This window comes from Shewanella maritima (assembly GCF_004295345.1).
GTDB classification, from domain to species: Bacteria; Pseudomonadota; Gammaproteobacteria; order Enterobacterales; family Shewanellaceae; genus Shewanella; species Shewanella maritima.
In genome coordinates, this window is the sequence record NZ_CP036200.1 from 3,799,964 (window position 1) to 3,814,300 (window position 14,337).

Here is a 14,337-nt window from a genome sequence, read left to right on the forward strand (position 1 = left end):
ATTGAACTTAAGCATCCCAAATATGGGAAAGTGAAGCCCAATTTAACCATCTAATAGTCTTATTCGGGATGAATTATAGTTTTGCTCATCAACTGCAACAAGCGCAAGTTTTACAACTTATACCAATTGGGATAAGTGAGTGATCAGATATTACGCAGGAAAAATCGTTTAGAACAAGGCGAAAATTGCAGCTAGCTAGTTGTTCTACCTACAAAATTTTTAACGAAGTTATAAGCGATTTTAACCAGTAAGAATGATCACATTCTTGTGCTAATTGGTATTAAGGTGACGATATGGCTATTTTAGTTTTAGGTGCGACAGGTAACACGGGCTCAGAAGTGGTTAAACAGCTACAACAAAAGCAGGCTGACTTTCGCGTGATGGTACGAAATGCTCAGGCCGCGCAAGCGTTAAATTTAACTGGCGAGCAAGTTTATCTCGGCGATTTTGATGATGTGGCTTCAATGATTGCAGCAATGCAAGGTGTATCATCGGTTTACCTTGCTATGGTCGCGCACCCAGATAATAAACAGTGGGTAACGAATGTACTTGAGGCGATGAAAGCCAGTGGTGCCAAGCACCTGGTTAAACTTTCTGGCATGGGCGCTAGACAAGATGCTGGCTCAGAAATTATTCGCACTCACGCGATTACTGATGAAATGGTCAAGCAGTCTGGTGTCAGTTATACCCTAGTGCAGCCAAACTCTTTTTATCAAAACCTGTTTGGCAGCCTAGAGACGATTAAGTCTATGGGGCAATTCTTCTTGCCGTTAGCTGATGCCGCGCAAAGCGTGGTGGATATTCGCGATGTGGCAGCGGTAGCCGTCTCTGCGTTAACTGAATCAGGGCACAGCGGGCAAACTTATCTATTGTCTGGGCCGCAGGGGTTAACTTTTGCTGAGCAGGCCAAGGTGTTATCGGCTGCTGCGGCTAAGGATATTCAATATGTCGCCGTGCCAAAGCTTGCTGCGCAACAGGCGATGCAATCTGCGGGTATGAACCCATGGCTAGCTGAGCATTTGGCAGAAATCATGGATTGGTTTGCACAAGGGGATTACGCCTATGTGACCAATGATGTGGAGAAGGTGCTTGGCAGACCAGCAAGAACTTTTGATGCCTTTGCCAAAGAGTTTGCTCAGCTTGTTTAAGCCAATAGCATATCTGCATTGATACGTTAGATAAAAAAAGCCCTAGTAGTTGCTAGGGCTTTATTTTATGGCTTAGCGAACAAGTTAGAACTGATACTTCACACTCACCTGGAAGTTTAACGGCTCACCTGGCATGGTCCACAGTTTGTGGTACGAGCTTTCAAAGTACTTGGTATTAAACAGGTTATTAATATCAAACTTGAGGCTTAAGTCATTGTTCACCTGTAATGACGCATGCAGGTTAACTAGGGTGTAAGCTGGCAAAATATAGTCAGGGTCGGTCGTTTCACCTAATCTGTCGCCAACATAGTTCACTGTTGTGCCAAAGTAGGCTTCCATACTCTTAATATTAGCGTAGTGATTAAGAGAAAAATTACCCACGTGCTCGGCAATGTTAATCAATCTTGAGCCTTTAGGGATGGTTACGCCCCAATCTGGGTTAGTGGTTTCATTGGCCGTTTTAGCATCGGTATATGAGTAGGCTAATTTAACGTTGGTGTTGTCGGTAATATAACTCGTTAGCTCAAGCTCAATGCCTTGGCTGGTGGCTTCACCTAAGGTAGCTGAGAAGTCAGGGTTTGACGGATCAGCCGTTAAGATATTGCTCTTAGTTGAGTTAAACCAGGCGATATTACCACTGAAGGTATCACTAGCGTTTTGCCACTTAGCACCTACTTCAAACGATTTACTTTTTTCTGGATCAAAAGCGTCACCATTTGAGTCTAAGCCTGGGTTTGGTCTAAAGCCTTCTGCATAGTTGGTGTACAAGTTCACTGCATCGGTGATTTCATAGGTAATACCTAAGCGTGGATTCAGTGCAGATTTACTTTGGCTTTGTGCGCGGTCGCGGGTGAAATCGTAGATCTCTTGCTTGAATTTATCATAGCGTGCGCCGATTAATATCGATGCTCTATCGCCTAGCATAATTTGGTCTTGCACATACACACCGCCAGCTTGCTGATCTTCCGTTTGATCCGTTTGTACTGAGGTTTCTGGCTGAACCTGATCATAGTTTGGATTATTTGGGTCAATGGCATAGGTTGGATCGCCAGAGCCATAGGCTGTACGCCAGCGATTTAACTTGGTATCGACATGGTAGTCATAGTAATCACCACCAATTAAGAAATTATTTTCTAAACCAAACAGGGTTGATGTACCGCTGACTTCAAGGCGTGTAGTGAAGTCTCTTGCTTGATAGTCGCGCTCGCGGCGCTGACGAGAAAGCTTGGTTGGGTCGTCATAAATCAGTTGGCGGCCTGCTGATAATTCAGCATCAGACGACTGACCTTTAAATGATGACTCACGATACGAGAATCCAGTCAGTAAGTGCCAGGTGTCAGATAAGGTGTGTCTAAGCGATGCTTGATGGCCTAGGGCTTTTACATTGTGGGCACCGTCTTTGATGTCGCCATAAAAAGCATTGGTTGATGCGGCGTCAAAGTCATTATCAAGAACAAATACGCCTCTATCTAAAGGCTTTTCTTGATCAAGGATTTCCATCTCATAGTTAACGCTAGTGCGATCGCTAATGTTCCATAGTAGCGATGGGTGTAGGTTTAAGCTTTTAAAATACACATGGTCACGGTAGGTATCTGAGTCTTCGTACGAGCCATTGATGCGAAATGCCACATCTTCAGAAATACCATTGGTGTAATCAAATTCCGTGTACTTTTTGTCGTAGTCACCCAAGGTTAGCTGCACATAGCCTTGTTCTTCAAACTTAGGTTTTTTGGTGATAATGCTAATTGTGCCGCCTGGCTCACCTTGTCCATACAGCGCTGAGCCTGGACCTTTCATCACTTCAATCACTTCGATGTTTGAGGTGCTGCGACGACCATTGTAGCCACGGCCAACGTTGTAGCCATTGACTAAATAGCCCGCTGCATTGTTTTCGTCACCGGCAAAACCACGTACTGCAAAGCTGTCCCACAATCCACCTGAACTATTTTGTCTTACCACGCTAGAAGACATATCAAGCGCTTCTTGAAAGCGGGTGATACCGGCGTTTTCAAGTGTCTCACTGCTAATGGTATCAATTGCTTGTGGCGTTTTGCTGAGCGGCACGTTACCGCGATAAGGCTGCCATTTGTGGTGGATCTCAATACGCTCAATGGTGTCGAGATTAATGCTTTGTTCAACTGTTGGTGTATCGAGCGTTGGCTCGGTTGTCGTTGCTTCGTCAGCGCTTTGAGCAATAGCTACGCTGCTTGCTAGCGACACTGCTATGGCAATGGCACTTTTTTGAAATAGTCCGTGGTTTTGCATAATGGTTAGATCGTTTTATGGGATTATTAATAATAGTCAATTACCGTTACCAATACGGTAATAATTAGATTTATATTTATGATATATCATAACAATGCCTATCTAAAGTTACCGATTGTTATGGTTTGGTTGTGTGAGTGTAACAGTTGGTCGTTAGCGACTGATTAGCTTAATGATTATCGAGGGGTTGATATTTTTGTTTGCCAGCAGGTTGTTATGCGGTAACGCCTGTAGGATGTTTGCAGCTTTTATTTTGGGCAGTTTACTGTGTTTGAACTAGTGGTGTTGGGTTAGCCGACGGGATAAGAGCGGTCAATCTAGACTAGAGCCTATCTCATTTACTTAGTTGCGCAGAAGCTTATTGGGCAATGCATCTGCTAGCTAGTGTGCACTACATTCACCTTAATTCTAGATATAGCTGAGCGCTAGATTTGAGAACCTTGATTCTGGTTAACACTACATTTGATTGCGAATTGAGGTTTGGTCTTTCTTGGTGAGTTTACTCACAACTAGCTCGAAGGAGCTGTCGACAAGTCTTTCAACTTCGCCTTGGGGCACTGCGCCTAGCTTTGTGGTAGTTAGCATGTCAACTGGCTTAGAGTCAAAATAAATAGAAATCCAATGTTTCTTATCCATGTAACCTATTTACCCCGATTGATAAACATACCCTATTTACTTTCAATTTTGAGTTTTGGCTAGATGCGGGGAATACCCTCATTTATCGCTGCTTAATTGGGGAATGGGCTTTTGCGGGACTACTTCGCTTTTGGCTCGTCCGTCTGTGCTTTTTGATACGGGCTGGCTGGTGGCCTGAGGTTTTCCCTATAACTAGGTGGTATCAACAAACATCCGTTTTATGACACTATAAAACCTATCCTTTGATTGGTATCAACAAAATAGCCTAAACAATTGTTGACACCACTTACTATTGATGACACCATTAAATGACACTAACGAATTAGGATTGATACCAATGAGCCGCACCTTTGCTTACTGCCGAGTTTCTACAACCGAACAAATCACCGAGAACCAAGTATTAGCTATTCGCAACGCTGGTTATGAAATTGAGGATAGCCGAGTAGTTACCGAAACCGTTTCAGGTTCGACTGTCGCCATGGAAAGACAAGCTTTCTCGCAATTGGTTAATGTACGCATGGAAGCTGGCGACCGTCTGATTGTATTGAAGCTTGACCGCCTAGGCCGCGATAACATTGATGTTCAATCGACTGTTGACGCTTTGATTGCTAACGGTATTGAGGTGGTGTGCTTAGATTTGCCTGTTGCTAATCTGTCTAGCTCTGAGGGGCGTTTGATGTTGCAAATGATGGGTGCTTTTGCTGAGTTCGAGCGTAACCGCATCCGTGAACGTACCCAAGAGGGGCTACAACGTGCCAAGGCAGAGGGCAAGACACTAGGCAGACCTAAAGCCACTGACACTACTGCCAAAGTGCAAGAATGTAAGGCTGGTGGATTATCTCAGAGCAAAGTAGCCGCTGAGTTAGGTTTGAGCCTAGCAACTGTAAAACGTCATTGGAACAAATAAAAAAGGTGAATAGAAGTTAATGTATTGTTTACACGGGCAAAACCATTAGTTAGTGTGTCGCTGATGCAATGGATTAACGAGGTTAACGGGATATTGCCTGATTAACCCCCAAAGCAGTAATAGAAACTCAGTTTCATTTGCTTAGATTATTCTAGGTAAGTGGCTGGGTTTTTTGCGTTTTTAGGCACTTTAACAAGGGGAAAATCTGATACTGAAATTTAATAAAATTGATTAGACGGGTGCTGTTGAAATAAGGCGTCAAATGCGCAAAGACACGCCCCCTAATGACATGTTGTAACAAAACAATGAGGACTTTAATTTGAATAATAAAAGAACAGGCGATGAGATATGCGCCTTATATGAAAAGCCTACTGTAAGCGCTGCTGAAGCTTGCGAAATGGCGATAACTGACACTCAAGCTGACAAGATAGCTCAAGTGTTAGAACGCTGCTCACAGAGCGATACAGGCGCTAATGGAGATGATGACTAATGCAACATCGTGAGAAAGAAAAACCAATAAGGGTGCAAGTGTACGGCGATGTTAAACACTCGCTGAGTCGGCTTACTAAAGATGCTGGGGTTAGTCCTAGTGCCTATGTGAAAAACTTAATCAAAGCGGCTTCAACCGCTGGAGGAACTACTACCTATGACAATGAACATAAACAATAACATCAAACCAACAAGATGGTATGAGGACAATATGAGAGAACTAGAGCCAATCGTGGAGGGGCTACTATACGACACTGAATCAATGCTTGTCGCTGGTGCTTCTGGCGCTGGTAAGAGTTTATTCACTTATGCGCTGTGTAAGGCTGTATCAAGCTATGAGGGAGAGTTTTTAGGGCAACCATGTGCCACTGGTAAAACTGTGCTTTATCTCGATGGTGAGATGCATATTAACTCGATTGGCAGGCGTGTTAAGACACTGGGTGGTAATAACAATATTGGGTATTACAGCAAGCCTAATAGCAACCCTGATCTAGACCTGACACTGGAAGAACACCGAGACGCCATTATTGATGCTGTTATCGCTGGTGGGTATGACATTGTTGTCTTAGACAGTGTGAGAACCTTGTTTAACATGGCTGATGAGAATAGCGCTGCATCATGGCAACCGCTGAATCAATTAGTGCCTAGACTACGTGATCTAGGGGCTGTAGTGATAGTTGTGCATCATGCCAACAAGGGAGCTATTACAGGCGGTACTGTGATGTTTGCTGGTTCAACCAATGCCGTTACTACGGTTGACCGTGATATAACTATTAACAAGGCAGGCGAGTTTAGCTTCACTGTTAACGCTGGTAGTAAACAAGGGCGTAGTGAGCATGGGTTTGGATCTTGGGTGGATTGCACTTCTTACACCGTAGACGCTGAAAATCAATGCTTACTCGCTGAAAACTCTATTGATGCACAGCTAAAAGAGCTTAGGAAGTTCGCTGTAATGCTGTCTAAGATGAAGCAAGGTGACAGCTACAATTTGAAGAAAGGCATGCAGAAATTCAACGCTATGTTTGGATTGAAAGTTGGTAACAATGTTTCAGGTAAATTGATGTGGCCTAAAGTAGAGTATTTATTTGAAGGCGATAATGAATTTGGTGTAAGCGACTTAGAAAGCTTTACGGAATGGTTCAAAAAGGAGTCACCTTTACCGCTGAATGATGTGTTTTAGATGTACAGTGTATTTGACCGTAATATTGGTGATTTCTCAATACGCAAAGCAAAAAGGGGGAAAAAGTTAAAATGCTTAAAAAATCCTTATAGAACAATAGGTTGTATGCGAATACGCTTGCGTATCCTTTATCGTACTTATTGTGCGTATTAGGGCTGTTTTTCACCCTAAAAAGTGTTACACCACCTTTGACCAATTTGGAGGTATTTTTAACTAAAACTAGATGCTAGTGGCGACCCATTCACAAAGCCACCAGCAACACACATATCCTATCTACCCATCCAACCATCTACAGTCTCAGCCGAGACACACCAGCCTGTATCAAGGTAATCAAAACTCATCCCTAACTTTTCAATGGTTGCTTTGTTGCTCTCAACGTCAAAAGCTACTTTACCAAATGCCTTGCTCAACATTCTGTTTAATTGCTGTCTGTCTTGGTAAGTGTCGTCTGAATAATCCGCTGTACAACGTCTAAATAGCGCGTAGGCATCTTCTCGCTGCTGGTGGATACCATCATCTAACAATTCTGCTTGCTCACGCTGAGCGGCTTCTATGGTGCTTTCTAGGTGGGCTATTTTCTCTGAACGCTGGCTGATTTGATTCGATATAACGCTGTTCAAATTACTGCCTATAGAGATTAGTAGATTGTTCAACTCGGTTTGCTCTTTAGTTAATTGGGCTTGCAGGCTTTCAAGCTTGTTTTCCTGTGGCTTAGCTTTTGGCTGTTGCCAGTGTTGATACATGAAAGGCGCTAAATAGACTTGCTCGATGAAGTCTAAAGCTTTCTGCCATTTCAATATGGGCTGATCACATTCGCCTACTCGCTGCTTTGCACAAGCTAAATAGGCCGCTAACTTACCTGATTTAAGTTTACCTTTGTTTAGGAAATGTAGACCTGAACCGCACTTAGGACACACTGTTATTTTACTAAAGATGTTTAAAAAGGCACCTTTACGGCCTGCATTGCTCGGGCGCTTTCTTTCGTCTCTACGTGCTTGAGCTAGCCAGTAAAAATCAGGTTCCATTATTGGCGGGTAGTAATTTTCTATTTGCTCGCCTGTTGGCTTTCTTTTGCCATCCTCGTAAATGTGGGGTTCCCATATGCCAATAACCGCTTTAGTGTTTAATTGGTAGCTCGTACTAGATAAACCCCAAGCCTTGCCACGTGCAGTTTTATAGCCTGTTGAGTTTAGGTACTGTGCCAACTTGTTACCGCCATCACCATTAATGCAACGCTGGAATAGCTCGCGTATTATCTCGGCTTTGGCCTCGTCCACTGTGTATGTCTGACCATCCTCATTTAAAGTAAGCCACCAAGGGCAGGTTGCATTCTTCTTGCTCGCTGTTGGTGTGGTTCGCTTCCTGTCCCAACTAGATTTAAGGCGCTTTGACTTAACCTCTGATTCTTCATTAGCTCGCATCATAATCATTAAGCTAAACATGATGTCGGCTGGATCTGAATCCGCTGTATAAACTTTGCCATCCATGATGGTGTGGATTGATACGCCATAGCTTAATATCTGGGTGAATTGGCTCAGTGCAACAACTACCTTTGCACGGCTTAACCTGTCTAAGCTTTCCACTATCAGGTGGCGACTTGTTACTAATTGCTCACGCAAGCCTACTAGATATTGGCCTAACCCTTTGTCCTCGTCTGCATTGGCGCTGGTGAACGCTGACACGCCTAAATCTTGGTAGTTGCTATCTGACAGTGTTAAACCCGCTTTAGTGCAATAGGCTTGTATGTCTTGTTGTTGGCGTTCTAAGCTGTGGCCTTTGGCTTGGCCTTTACTTGAGAATCTTACATAACTATCAGCGAGTTGCATGGTATTACCCTTTGTTTTTTATTGTATGGGTAATTATAACAGATGGTGTTATCCATATGATAGCCAGGCTTTATTGCATCAAAGATGTCGCATAGTGCGATGGCTTCATCTGGATCGCATTTCAAATTCATCATTAGTACACCATCACGCCAGGCGATTAACGCAAACATCTTGCCCTTAACCTTAAATACGTGGGCACCCTCACCAAATGGAAAGCTCTCAGTGGCTTCTGGCTTGGCGAGCAGGTAGTTGCGCAGAGTTTCAAATTGCATTGTGTTTAGCTCTTAGTTAATGATGGCAATTATTTATTATGACAACTTTTGGCGACGTCAATGAGCTGTGTATGAAAATAAGTAGAGGCTAACCCTACTAGCTAGTAAAAGATATTAGCCTCTACTTTTTGTTGGTGGTGTTAATGTTAGGTGCTTACTTTGGCGCCTTAGCTAGTACGGCATCTATGTCGGCACTGCTGTGGCGGTTTGGCACTTGCTCCCATTCTTCACCCCAGGCGCGATTAACAATGCGGCCGCGTTTTACGCCAGTACGCTCGTTTAGCTCATTGGCCCAGCGCACTACGTTTTTATAGCTAGCGACATCTAAGAATTCAGCGGCATCATACAGGTTACCTAGCACCAAATTACCGTACCACGGCCAAATAGCCATATCTGCAATTGAGTATTCGTCACCGGCGATATAACGGTGGCTGGCTAGCTGTTTATCTAACACGTCTAGCTGACGTTTAGTTTCCATACTAAAGCGGTTTATCGGGTATTCAAACTTCTCTGGGGCGTAGGAATAGAAGTGACCAAAGCCGCCGCCAAGGTATGGCGCACTGCCTTGTAGCCAGAATAACCAATTCATCACCTGAGCGCGTGCTACGCCATCTTTTGGCAAGAAGTGACCAAACTTCTCCGCTAGATAAACCAATATTGAGCCAGATTCAAAGATATTAGTTTCAGCTTGGTTGTCGTATAACGCTGGGATCTTCGAATTAGGGTTAATTTCGACGAATCCTGAAGAGAACTGATCACTCTCACCAATATTAATTAAGTAGGCATCGTACTCAGCATCACTAATGCCCAAAGCTAGCAGCTCTTCAAACATAATGGTGACTTTCTGACCATTTGGCGTCGCTAGGGAATGTAGCTGAAAAGGGTGCTTGCCTTTTGGTAACTCACGCTCATAGCGCGCACCAGAGTCCGGGCGATTAATGCCGCCCCACTTGCCACCGTTCTCTTCTTCCATGGTCCACACTTTAGGTGGTGTGTATTGATTTGTCATTGCAGGCCCTTATGTCATTTTAATATGTCTTTGTACCAATCAGCACAAATGTGTGAGCATTCTTACTGGCTAACTCTTGTTGGTAAGAATTGCTTATAACTTCGTTAGAAATCTTGAAGCTAGAACAACTCGCTCGCTACAATTTCTGCTTTGTTCTAAGCGATTTTTCCAGCCTAATCTCTGAACAACTATTTGTCCCGGTTGGTATAGGATATTGGGCTAAAACAGCAGAATATAACCCCGTGGTTAGCCATAATTTTAGTGCTAAAAGTTATCAATCAAACGATAAAATTATATACGGCAAAATTTATATACGACAAATGACGATATTAGCGTCATATTGTGTAAATGCGTGTTTCTGTCGACTGATAGCATGACGCTACAGCAGTGGTTTATGTTATCTGAATCTCACTAGAGTGCAGTGGACTATGTTAGTTTGAGTGAGTTAATGTTTTGCGGTTTTAATGCTGCGCTAGCAGCAAGCACAGAAATTAAAATAACGAATAAAATGAATATAGGAAGAGGAATCAGGTCGCTACATGGCTACTAAGCAGTTATCCATTAAGCAAGCGCTAGCGCAGGAAAATCACTTCTTAAAAGCGGGCAGTGCAATCAGCATTGATATCATTACCCCTGCTGGGCAAAAAGGTCGCTTTAAATCCACATTCATCGGTTTTATGCCAAACGAGTATTTGCTGATCGAGTGCCCTGACATGGGCAAACTTGGCAACTTTTCTCAACATGTGGTCAAAGGAATGAAGATTGCGGTACGTGGCTTAGTTGAAGGACAAAAAGCCTCCATCATTGGCTTTATGTCATTGATTGAGCAGACCGTTACTATGCCATCACGCATGATAGTGCTGTCATTTCCTAAAGCGGTGAGCATTCACAACCTTAGAGCCACAAAACGAGTCGATACTGAGCTTAAAGTGACGGTAAATCTAGGTACAAGAAGCTGGCCTGCCGTGATGAATGACGTATCCCTCACAGGTTGTCATCTAGTGATGCAAGATTGCACTCAAAAATCTATTCCTGAAGACAGTGACATCAGTATCGCTATTGGCGACGAGAGTGGTGAGGCAGACGAGGTGGATAGAGACACGGTTATCGCCAAGGTATGCAACGTTAAGCAAGATGAGCAAGGCTTTCAGTTGGGTTGCCAGTTTGCCGTGCAGCAGCAACAGACCATTGATAAGCTGATCCATATTGCTTTGTTGGCAGAGAAGTAGTTGACTTGCTATGCCAATACCGTTTGTATTAGCTATTTCATTTTAACCCCTGCTAGTCAAACCAGCAGAGGCTATAACTAATCATCGATTACTTCATCATCGCCACAGCTTCCATATCTAACTCGATATCGGTGCAGCCTTTTTTGCAGTAGATGCCAGGGGCTTTATCTGCTGCTTTAGCGTTTTTGCTGTTTGGTGGCAGTAACAGTGTTAGGGTTTGACCGCACACACTACACTCGGCGCTGCTACCTTTTAGCATACGTTTGATCAGATTCTTTTGGGCATTGAACGACTTCTGTGTGGTGCCGTTTACCGCGGAAAAATCTAACTTTTGCGTTTCGCTCATTGTCTATCTCTTTGTTTTGGATTCTTAATCTGTTTTTTATGTTTCTAGCTAAAGCCTGCAGCTAGACGCCTTGCTTCATACGTGCAGAGAAGTTAAATAAACATTCTTCGCTAGACAACTCTAGGGAGCTATTGTTTGCGAGTCTTTATGACATGGATGTCCCAATCATAAACCAGAGTGAAGCCATCAGGGATGATTTTACGGCGTCTCGCAACAGTAGCACCTAGGGTTGATGACTAACCTCAATTCGAAGTTAGTCTGTCAGTCTACACCGCTTAACTCACTTGATCTTGTGGCTGCCAGCGTTGCAATGTTACGGGTAGTTTAGCACCTTGGGCGGTAAGTAGGTTGACTCGCGCTTGATAGGCTGCGCCATGCATCAAATGTTTGGCTAAATCGACAGCATTACGGTTTTGGTAATCGTCTAAATAACTACCTTTTGCCCATTCGTTAAATGCGCCAAGTGCTGGACCTGCCCAGATTTGGTAATCCATTTCACGGCCTGCTTCACCTGAGTTAGACCAGCGGCTTGACAGCCCCAAGTACCAACGGAAGATTAACGCCATTTTACGTTTAGGGTTGTCTTTGGCGCGCTCAATTTGCTTAGGGTCGCGCTCGTTAAAGTGTGCCACTGTGCCAGCCCAGATATCATCTAGGCTTGAGCGGAATACTTGCTTCTCAAGCTTTTCACGTTCCTCTAAAGGGATCGCTTCAATTGACTCATAGCGAGTGTAAATATCGTATAGCTTGTTAGCGCGCATTGGGAATAGGGTTCCGCGCTTAACCACCTGCAGCTTAACGCCCATTTCGAACATGTCTGCAGCTGGCGCCATGGTCACATCTGCCATCTCAGTGGTGGCAAGTAACTTGCGGGTATGCTCACTGGCACCCGCTTCAACACACGCCTGATTGATTGAGCCTGTAACTATGTAAGCGGCTCCCATGTTAAATGCCGCTAGCGCCGCATCTGGCGTGCCGATACCGCCGCCACTGCCCACGCGAATTGGAGTTTTGTATTGGTACTTGGCCTGAATTTTATCTTTCAGCGCTAAAATCGTCGGCAGCAGCGTGACTAGCGGGCGATTGTCAGTGTGACCGCCTGAGTCAGCCTCGGCGGTGACATCATCTGCCATAGGAACAAGTTGCGCTAGCTCCATTTGCTCTGCGGTGATCAGCTTTTCATCGACTAGCTTTTGCAGCATTTTTACTGGCGCGGGTTGCATAAACTTACTGGCAACCTCTGTGCGGCTAACTTTAGCGATAACCTTGTTGCCAATCACAACTTCACCGCTGGCATCGCGGCTTAAACCTGCTGCGCGGTAGTAAACGATTTGCTCGGTTAAACCTAAAAATGCTGATGCTTCAACCGTTTTAACGCCATGCTTTAAGAACAACTCAACGCTGCCGCGCTCGAGTGCTGGCTCGCTTGGGCTGTGAATGAGGTTAAACATGTAAGGGCCATTTGGCAGTTCAGCTTGAATGCGGTTAATGGCTTGCTCAACGCGAGATGGAATTAACCCAGCAGCGCCAAATGAGCATAAAATACCTGCCTTACCTAGGGCGATGACCAGCTCTTCAGACGAGATACCGTTTGCCATCGCACCTGCATAATAGGCGTATTTAACTCCGTGAACGCGGCGGAAATTACTGTCGCCTAGGCTTTGTGTGCCAAGGGCTGGTGCAAATGCGCTCACTGGCTGGGCGCTTGCTTCACTTAGCTCGGTTGCATCACTAATGACTTGCGCTTGCTGGCTCACGCCAAGACCTAGCTCGGCGTGGTTAATCACATAGCATGGCTTAGTTAAGTCTTTAAGCTGCTTCGCAATATCGTTTAGGGCAAATGCGCTGTCAGCTGTGGCAACTTGCCAAGGCCATGGAGAAAGCTGCTCGTTATGTGTTGTGGTTGTCATAATCTTCCTTATGCCTCCTCAATGCAGATGGCAATATCTTTTACTTGGTAAATGCGCAGGCCGTCTTTGCTAAGGTTGGCATCGCCTGTAATGATGCGTTTACCCTGTTTATCTTCAATGCTACTGATATGCACATCGAGGGACATTTGTTTGTTCAGTGGGTTAATCTGGCCGCGGTACTTCCATTTTATCTCTGACAGAATTTGGCCAAATTTCGGGTTAGTAAACCCTTTACCTAGGTCTTTGCTAATGGCGTAAGTTTGCATTAACTCGATAATTGCTTCAACGCCTAGTGAGCCAGGCATAACCGGATCTTGATGGAAGTGGAACTGGAAGAACCAGTCACTTGGGTCAATGGTGCGACTTGCCGACAGATAACCTTTGCCGTAATCGCCACCGGTTTCAACAATTTCAGCGTGGTCGATAAAGTTAAGCTGACCGCCCGCTAAGCGGTAATGCGGCTGATTGGCCGGTGCATTGAATACGCGTGAGCTTTTATCTAATAGGTCAACTTTAATATCAGCAGCAATGTCGTTGGCCACATGCCAAGGCTGCGTGATTTTACCGTTATCAATACCTAATTGATTTTTCAGGGCGTCGGCTTTGAAGTAACCAAATACCGCGCTACCTGTGTAAAACGGTTCGCCATCAACACTTAAATCAAAGGTGAAGTTTTGAATAATATTGCTGCCGGCAATCACGGTTGATAACAGCTTAGAGTCGTTGACTATGGTTTTACCGCGTAAATCCACTTCGCGCAGCAGCTTACCGCTGCCATCAAGGTTACGGAAGAATAGCTCTTCACCTGGGAAGCCTAGCGTTGTGCCCATGTAGCCTGAGATAAAGCCATTTGGCTGCAAGGATATTTCCATTAACACCGAGTAAGGCATTAATGCTTGATGACTGTTTTTGGCAAAGTACCAAGCGTTTTGCGGCACTTCATATTCAGCGATACATGACGATGGCTTTTTAAGCTCACCGCGCTTGCCTTGAATATCAATCACTCGAGTAGTGAGCTGCAAGTCACCACATGGTGTGCGCGGCGGAATAAGGCCTTGATAGATGCCAAAGTCTGGGCCAAAGCAATTTTCAATATTTCCTGTGGCAAACTCAAACAAGT

14 protein-coding genes are annotated in these 14,337 nt (G+C 44.5%); 6 read left to right on the plus strand and 8 right to left on the minus strand.

Annotated features, from left to right (window positions below; translation table 11 throughout):
• Window positions 1–293 precede the first annotated feature (293 nt).
• Entirely contained in the window at window positions 294–1,148 is an 855-nt protein-coding gene (locus EXU30_RS16150; protein ID WP_130601737.1) for an SDR family oxidoreductase, read from the plus strand.
• Between the two features lie 84 nt (window positions 1,149–1,232).
• Here EXU30_RS16150 and EXU30_RS16155 read toward each other — a convergent pair whose 3' ends face one another.
• Both EXU30_RS16155 and EXU30_RS16160 read right to left on the minus strand, forming a co-directional pair.
• Window positions 1,233–3,413 (minus strand): TonB-dependent siderophore receptor, encoded by a 2,181-nt coding sequence (locus tag EXU30_RS16155; protein WP_130601739.1) that lies wholly within the window; start codon window positions 3,411–3,413, stop codon window positions 1,233–1,235.
• 456 nt (window positions 3,414–3,869) lie between these two features.
• A complete protein-coding gene (locus EXU30_RS16160; RefSeq protein ID WP_242620242.1) occupies window positions 3,870–4,049 on the minus strand; it encodes an MmcQ/YjbR family DNA-binding protein in 180 nt (59 codons plus the stop codon).
• Window positions 4,050–4,386: 337 nt separating this feature from the next.
• Between EXU30_RS16160 and EXU30_RS16165 the strand changes: the two genes are divergently transcribed.
• The 4 genes from EXU30_RS16165 to EXU30_RS16175 all read left to right on the plus strand — a co-directional run bounded on the left by EXU30_RS16165 (window position 4,387) and on the right by EXU30_RS16175 (window position 6,625).
• Entirely contained in the window at window positions 4,387–4,956 is a 570-nt protein-coding gene (locus EXU30_RS16165; RefSeq protein ID WP_130601743.1) for a recombinase family protein, read from the plus strand.
• A 319-nt stretch (window positions 4,957–5,275) separates the two neighbouring features.
• Complete coding sequence (locus tag EXU30_RS20315; protein ID WP_165399036.1) at window positions 5,276–5,446, plus strand: hypothetical protein; 171 nt, start codon at window positions 5,276–5,278, stop codon at window positions 5,444–5,446.
• Window positions 5,446–5,625 (plus strand): hypothetical protein, encoded by a 180-nt coding sequence (locus EXU30_RS16170; RefSeq protein ID WP_130601745.1) that lies wholly within the window; start codon window positions 5,446–5,448, stop codon window positions 5,623–5,625. Before EXU30_RS20315 ends, EXU30_RS16170 begins: the two co-directional genes overlap by 1 nt.
• Before the next feature lie 31 nt (window positions 5,626–5,656).
• A complete protein-coding gene (locus EXU30_RS16175) occupies window positions 5,657–6,625 on the plus strand; it encodes an AAA family ATPase (protein ID WP_165399037.1) in 969 nt (322 codons plus the stop codon).
• Window positions 6,626–6,894: 269 nt separating this feature from the next.
• On the opposite strand, the gene EXU30_RS16180 is transcribed toward EXU30_RS16175, so the two are convergent.
• The 3 genes from EXU30_RS16180 to yghU form a co-directional block, all read right to left on the minus strand.
• Window positions 6,895–8,451 carry a recombinase family protein gene (locus EXU30_RS16180; protein WP_130601749.1) on the minus strand — a complete coding sequence of 519 codons (1,557 nt, stop codon included), beginning with the start codon at window positions 8,449–8,451 and terminating at the stop codon, window positions 6,895–6,897.
• Window positions 8,427–8,723: an MmcQ/YjbR family DNA-binding protein gene (locus EXU30_RS16185; protein ID WP_130601751.1), complete on the minus strand. Its 297-nt coding sequence runs from the start codon at window positions 8,721–8,723 to the stop codon at window positions 8,427–8,429. Before EXU30_RS16185 ends, EXU30_RS16180 begins: the two co-directional genes overlap by 25 nt.
• A 154-nt stretch (window positions 8,724–8,877) precedes the next feature.
• Complete coding sequence (yghU, locus tag EXU30_RS16190) at window positions 8,878–9,732, minus strand: glutathione-dependent disulfide-bond oxidoreductase (RefSeq protein ID WP_130601753.1); 855 nt, start codon at window positions 9,730–9,732, stop codon at window positions 8,878–8,880.
• Between the two features lie 539 nt (window positions 9,733–10,271).
• On the opposite strand from yghU, the gene EXU30_RS16195 reads away from it, so the two are divergent.
• A complete protein-coding gene (locus tag EXU30_RS16195; protein WP_130601755.1) occupies window positions 10,272–10,961 on the plus strand; it encodes a PilZ domain-containing protein in 690 nt (229 codons plus the stop codon).
• Between the two features lie 88 nt (window positions 10,962–11,049).
• Here EXU30_RS16195 and EXU30_RS16200 read toward each other — a convergent pair whose 3' ends face one another.
• The 3 genes from EXU30_RS16200 to EXU30_RS20930 all read right to left on the minus strand — a co-directional run bounded on the left by EXU30_RS16200 (window position 11,050) and on the right by EXU30_RS20930 (window position 14,335).
• On the minus strand, window positions 11,050–11,307 hold the full coding sequence (locus tag EXU30_RS16200; protein WP_130601757.1) for a hypothetical protein: 258 nt from the start codon (window positions 11,305–11,307) through the stop codon (window positions 11,050–11,052).
• A 275-nt stretch (window positions 11,308–11,582) separates the two neighbouring features.
• On the minus strand, window positions 11,583–13,217 hold the full coding sequence (gene pfaD, locus EXU30_RS16205; RefSeq protein WP_130601759.1) for an eicosapentaenoate synthase subunit PfaD: 1,635 nt from the start codon (window positions 13,215–13,217) through the stop codon (window positions 11,583–11,585).
• An 8-nt stretch (window positions 13,218–13,225) separates the two neighbouring features.
• On the minus strand, window positions 13,226–14,335 hold the full coding sequence (locus EXU30_RS20930; protein ID WP_423213347.1) for a beta-hydroxydecanoyl-ACP dehydratase: 1,110 nt from the start codon (window positions 14,333–14,335) through the stop codon (window positions 13,226–13,228).
• Between the last annotated feature and the right edge of the window lie 2 nt (window positions 14,336–14,337).